The organism is Wandonia sp. (assembly GCF_984588085.1).
This window is the reverse complement of the sequence record NZ_CFIGVI010000079.1, coordinates 1-3,769: the sequence shown is the minus strand read 5'-3', so window position 1 is coordinate 3,769 and position 3,769 is coordinate 1. Positions and strand designations below refer to the sequence as shown.

Here is a 3,769-nt window from a genome sequence, read left to right as displayed (position 1 = left end):
GAAATTATCATTTTCTTTTACTTGTTAATCTGTGCGAAGAAATGATTTCTATACGTATCTGAAATGGGAATAAGTTGATCCGAAATTTTGATTCGACTTCGTTCGATTTCGTCTATTTTACTAATCGCAACCATATACGATTTATGTACCCGACAAATCAAATTAGCAGGAATAAGTTGCTCCAATTCTGAAAAGCTTTGAAGTGTCATAATCCGTTTATTACTCGTATGTATTCTTCTGTAATCTCGCATTCCTTCGATATACAGGATTTCATCCAGATTAATTTTTTCCAGTCGGTTTTCTGTTTTTACGAAAATATATTTGCTCGTCAACCCATTAGACGGAACCGTATTTTTGTCGTAGATTTTGTTTACAGCCTGTAAAAACCGTTCAAATGAAAATGGCTTCAATAAATAATCTGTAACATGGAGTTCGTACCCCTTTAAGGCATATTCCGAATAAGCTGTTGTAAGGATTACGTGACAGTCCAAATTTGTACTTTCAAGTAGCTCAATACCTGAAAGCTCATCCATATTGATGTCCAGAAAAAGTAAATCTACTTTATTCGACTTCAAAAACGCCAACCCTTCAAGGGCATTATCAAATGTCCTGAGCAAATTTAAAAAAGGTATTTTCTCAACAAAACCTTTGGTTTTTTCTAAAGCCAAAGGTTCGTCTTCAATAATGATACAAGAATACTTAATCATTCGTCAAAGTTAATTTTACACCGTAACAATTGTCCTGATCTGTAATTACTAAACTGTGCCTTTCCGGATACAAAAGCGCAATTCTTTTTCGAATCAAATCATTTCCTAAACCATTGTTTTCCAGTAGTGATTTATTGCTTCTACTGTATTTGTTTTCGCACGCAAACACAATCTTTTTATCTTCTACTATTAACGAAATAGTTATGGCTTCATCCATTTTTTTGTTGTGCGTATGTTTAAACGCATTTTCAACAAAGGGAATTAGGACCATGGGGGCAATCATTTGATTTTCTATTTTTCCGCTTACCGTAAAGCGCACAAAATTATCGTTTGCGGTTCTTGTTTTTTGCAAGGCGATATACTTTTCTATGTATTCAATTTCCTTTGACAAAGCAATTTGTTCTGTTTTAGTTTCAAAAAGCATAAAGCGAAGAATATCTGACAATTTATTTAAATATTCAGATGCAACCTGTTGGTCTTTGAGTATTAACGCATCAATGTTGTTTATCGTATTGAATAAAAAATGTGGATCTAACTGCGCTTTCACCAATGCGAGTTCAATCTGATGATTTTTTACAATAAGCTCTTCTTTCAATTTGATTTCATCATACCATGTGATGAAGCCTTTAATGATGATACTCATCACCCCCGCGACGAATCCGACAAGCGACATAGTTACAATTTCTGAAAGAAAAGAGTTAACACCTCCTTTGAATAGGATACCTGAACCTAAAAACAAGCTCAACATCAGGCCGCCAACAAAAGCAGCACTAACAGAAAACAACGCTCCGTAGACCAAAGAAAGTCCTATCTTTTTTGTTTTTATGTATTTCGGAAAGAGATACCAATAGAACAAATAAAACGTGATCAAAGAAGGTAACAGGACAAATGAAAATCCTACTTTGACAATGTATTCAGGGCTAATGCCTGAAGAAAATCCAGTCGTTGCAGCAGCAACAATAACAAATAACAGTAAAAGGTAGGCAATCCAAAACCCCACATGAATAACAAAAACAACTGACTTTTTCATACTAAACTAATTTAATGAGTATTGACAGAAGCAAAATTCATGTTTTGTCCTTGTTGCAACAAACGTATTATGCAAAACGGGTAATTTCATCTGCAAAATAGAAAATAGCATCGGATTCCTACTCACTAATCTTTGTTTTATGTCTTTATTTTATCACTAAAATTGCTCTTGTTTTCCTACTCTGTTGTGCGTTTGGTATCTCTTTTCGACTTTAGTTCGGTGAGTTAAGTCCCATTCTGTTCCCTTCCGAATCAAGGAATATGGCAAAATACCCGCTCTCATCTGCATGAGCTGTTTTAGGCACTATTATTTGTCCGCCATTTTCCACTACTCTGTCAAGAACAACCTGTAGATCTTCTCCTGCGTTCAGATACATTGTTACGCCTTCTGCTGATGGCTTATATCCGTCCGCCTGAATCAGGATACCTGTTACCACTTGCTCTTCATACGGCAATATTCCCATTTGCATACCTTCGACATCCATCCTTTCAATTTTAAGATCCAATACTGCCTGATAAAAATGGATTGCCCGTGAAATATCCGTTGCCGGAATTTCAAACATTGCAACATAACTGTTCATTTTTTTTACTTTTGAATTGGTTAAAGGATTCTTTGTCGCTGCTTCAGAATTTGTCTCCTCCGGATTGTTACACGCAACAAGACACATCGCAGAAATCATCGTTGTATGAATTATTCTTTTGATCAGCATTACTCCTATTTATTTTGATTCAGGTGCAAATGTATAGGTCAGAAACCGGTCAAAATAGTAGAAATGCGACACGGCAAACTTACTTGTAGAAAAGTGCTGATAGCGCCATCTGCTCATTGCCCAAAAACTCCTTTGGCGTGATTCCGACAAAGTCCTTAAAATCTTTGATAAAGTGATTTTGATCGAAATAGTCACTCTCGTAAGCAATACTTGTGAGTGTTTCTGATTTTTTGTTGAGCAACAAGCTTAATGTTGCTTGCAGTCGGATAGCTTTGCTTAATTGCTTGGGGCTAATGCCAATTTGTTTTTTAAAATGTCTTTCCAGCTGTCTTCTCTTCGAAGCATCACCTTTCAAAATCGCATATATGGGAGTTGTTCCATTGGTTTTGAGCAACGTATCAACAGTTGATTCTACGATCGAACTAATTGTATTTTTTTCATTGAGTTTTTTCAGAAGAAAGGACTCGATAATACCAATTCTTTCCTGACTGTCATTTGCCTGAATCATTTGCCGCTCTAATTCACCGGCTTCTACAGGCTCGAAAAGTTCTGAAATAGGTGTTTCCCTGTCAACCAGGTTTTCAAGAGCCGTTTTTATGAAGTTTGCGAACCCGACAGGATAGAAACAGATTGCAAAGGTATCAACATCACCAACGGGTAATATATCAAATGATTTCGTTCTCTGTCCCATTAGCATTGCATCAGGATGAAGGACAAAATCAGTTTCCGAAGTAAATCTTTTAATCTTGTCTCCAAAATTAAACGTCATTTCGATACAACCATCGGGCACTATTTTTTGCTTTTGATTGTTCGGGTCAAAAGGCACTTCCAACGTCCAATAGAATTTGACGATGGATGCTAAATCTTTATGTGGTTTATATGTCTTGTAGTTCATCTATACAGGATATTTCATCGGGGCACGTATAATGGTTTGACTAAGAGATCCTGCTGGTTTCTACACTCCCCTCATCTGACAGCGACCGGCTTTGGAAAACCCTGTAGATTTCCCAGGTGCTGACTGACCAGACCCTATTTATACATGCTATTAACAATAGTTATTTTTAGTTCACCCAGGGTTCTTTGTTTTTCGCATTCACAAATTTTTCTCCATCAAAAATACACATACCCTGCCAGGTTCCGAACCAGAGTTGTCCTTTATTATCTTCAAAAATACTCTGAACAACATTTGAAGTTAATCCGTTTTCGGTTGTGAATTGGTTGAAATGTATGCCATCATATCGGTAAACACCATAACCTTCAGCCGTAAACCAAATATTCCCTTGGCTGTCTTCATAAAAATTATATGCTTCTACACCTGCAATA

The 3,769-nt window shown here is 36.5% G+C and carries 5 protein-coding genes; all 5 read right to left on the bottom strand.

Translation table 11 applies throughout. The annotated features are described in order from the left end of the window. Positions 1 to 17 precede the first annotated feature (17 nt). On the bottom strand, positions 18 to 707 hold the full coding sequence (locus tag AC4PL9_RS14995; RefSeq protein ID WP_491605562.1) for a LytR/AlgR family response regulator transcription factor: 690 nt from the start codon (positions 705 to 707) through the stop codon (positions 18 to 20). Further along, positions 700 to 1,737 (bottom strand): sensor histidine kinase, encoded by a 1,038-nt coding sequence (locus AC4PL9_RS14990; protein WP_491605561.1) that lies wholly within the window; start codon positions 1,735 to 1,737, stop codon positions 700 to 702. Before AC4PL9_RS14990 ends, AC4PL9_RS14995 begins: the two co-directional genes overlap by 8 nt. A gap of 211 nt (positions 1,738 to 1,948) precedes the next feature. After that, complete coding sequence (locus AC4PL9_RS14985) at positions 1,949 to 2,446, bottom strand: VOC family protein (RefSeq protein ID WP_491605560.1); 498 nt, start codon at positions 2,444 to 2,446, stop codon at positions 1,949 to 1,951. Positions 2,447 to 2,525: 79 nt separating this feature from the next. Next, positions 2,526 to 3,341, bottom strand: coding sequence for an AraC family transcriptional regulator (locus AC4PL9_RS14980; protein ID WP_491605559.1), 816 nt, complete (start codon positions 3,339 to 3,341; stop codon positions 2,526 to 2,528). A 166-nt stretch (positions 3,342 to 3,507) separates the two neighbouring features. Then, on the bottom strand, positions 3,508 to 3,769 hold a 262-nt coding region (locus AC4PL9_RS14975; protein WP_491605558.1), incomplete at its 5' end, for a two-component regulator propeller domain-containing protein.